This window comes from Bacillus sp. DJP31 (genome assembly GCF_049310945.1).
In the GTDB taxonomy this organism is placed as follows: Bacteria; Bacillota; Bacilli; order Bacillales; family SA4; genus Bacillus_BS.
Genome location: NZ_JBMERO010000079.1, coordinates 1 through 1,761 on the forward strand (window position 1 = coordinate 1; position 1,761 = coordinate 1,761).

Annotated in this window: 2 protein-coding genes; both read right to left on the reverse strand. The window is 36.1% G+C overall.

Features of this window, described 5'->3' with window-relative positions:
* The coding region (locus tag ACOI1C_RS22455) for an IS91 family transposase (protein ID WP_422512860.1) at nucleotides 1-740 on the reverse strand (740 nt) is incomplete at its 3' end.
* On the reverse strand, nucleotides 737-1,609 hold the full coding sequence (locus tag ACOI1C_RS22460; RefSeq protein ID WP_422512861.1) for a tyrosine-type recombinase/integrase: 873 nt from the start codon (nucleotides 1,607-1,609) through the stop codon (nucleotides 737-739). The genes ACOI1C_RS22460 and ACOI1C_RS22455, both read right to left, overlap by 4 nt.
* Between the last annotated feature and the right edge of the window lie 152 nt (nucleotides 1,610-1,761).

Genomic DNA, 1,761 nt, shown 5'->3' on the forward strand with positions numbered 1-1,761 from the left:
ACAGCCTCTGGACCAGAAAAGGTTCTTTTCGTGTAACTATACCAATCTAGACTGTAACAAGTGTCTATTAATTCCTGAAACCGTTTCGGATTCTCATATTGTTTTGCATCATTATAAAAGTGTAGCTGATTTTGTTCATAATACTGTTTCAGATAAAAGAGATATTTACCGCGGAACTTTTTAGATAGTACCTTTACAGGAATAAAGAACTTTTTACTCGCTTCGCGCCATTGATTATGAGGATTAAGTCCACCAGCTAATACAACGGTATGGATGTGTGGATGGAAGTGTAAATTTTGTCCCCATGTGTGTAGGACAGAGAAAAAGCCGATTTGAGCACCGAGATATTTCTTATCTTGAGAAAGTTCGGTTAGAGTCTCTGCCACTGCTTTGTACATTAAGTCATAAAGTAGTTTTTGATTATGATAAATGATCATGTGTAATTGTTCAGGCATGGTAAAAACAGCATGGAAGTAAGGTGCATTTAGAATATCTTTTTTTCTCTTATCTACCCAAACTTCCTTATTCACACCTTGGCATAATGTGCAGTGTCGGTTTCGACAAGAATTATACCTTACTAAGGTGTGATCACATGTTTCACATTCATAGGCATGCCCACCCATGTTTGCCGTTTTACAGTTCAAGATGTCACGGGCGGCTTTCGCTTGTACAATAGATGTTTTGTAGGACTCCATATACTGAGAATAGAAAGCATCAAATACATTTTGAACCGTATTCATATTTGACGGTCTCCTTGAGAATCAAGAGGGCTCTTAATTCCCATCAAACTTTTGGAAGTCATATGCAGGTAAGTAAGTGTTGTTTGTAGATTCTTATGACCAAGCATTTGTTGAATAAACACTGGGTCTACTCCATCTTCTAAAGCATGCGTTGAAAAGCAATGTCTTAAAGTATGTGCAGAAATAGTAGGGTCAAGTTCAAGCTTAACTCTAAGTTTTATTAAGGTGTTTTTAATCGTTTTCACATTTATATGGTCTTTATTATTTTGACCCGTAAAGAGCCAATCACTCGGCTTATATTGCTTAGAAAAGAAATGGGTTTTAAAATATTTACGAAGCACTAATAGTGCTGTTTCAGAAAGAATGGTATAGCGATTGGTATTGTGTTTGGCATCATCTACTCGAACTCTCATTGATTTACTACAAATATCACTAATCTTTAATTCGGCTACCTCACTTACTCTCAATCCACTTCCGTAAATTAAAGAAAGAATAGCCTTATGTTTCAGATTATCAGTTGAAGCTAGAAGTGCCAGGACGTCTTCTCGCGAGGGGATGACTGGCAGTGTCTTGGTTCTTCTCATCCGTGGAACTTTCATAGGATTCCATTCCTTTTCCAAAACATAAGTGTAAAAAAATCTAATGGATGAGATATAATTATTAATGGTCCCTGCGGAGAGACCTTTTTCTTTTTTTAGGTAGAGGATATACTGTTGGATATCCTCTACTTCCATACCATCTATAGATTTACTTTTATCCTCTAAAAAAGTTAGGAATGACCGTATTCTTCTCCCATAGGACTCTCTAGATGAATCGGGTGATCCTTTAAGTTCAAAAAAAAGTTCAATTTTTTCGTCATACTGCTTCATAAATTGCCTCCTGATTAATAGATTAGTTGGATTAACTATAATCAAAAGGTGGAGCACGGCATGTTTGATAAGTATTTGGTATATTTACTAAGATTCGTGATATAATTGGCATAATAAAAAGTATGTCCTCTCTGTGGGTTTGTTTGGTTTGG

Bases quoted from the DNA above. Each gene is read 5' to 3' on its own strand.
- ACOI1C_RS22460 (WP_422512861.1), bottom strand. From the start codon at position 1,609: ATGAAGCAGTATGACGAAAAAATTGAACTTTTTTTTGAACTTAAAGGA.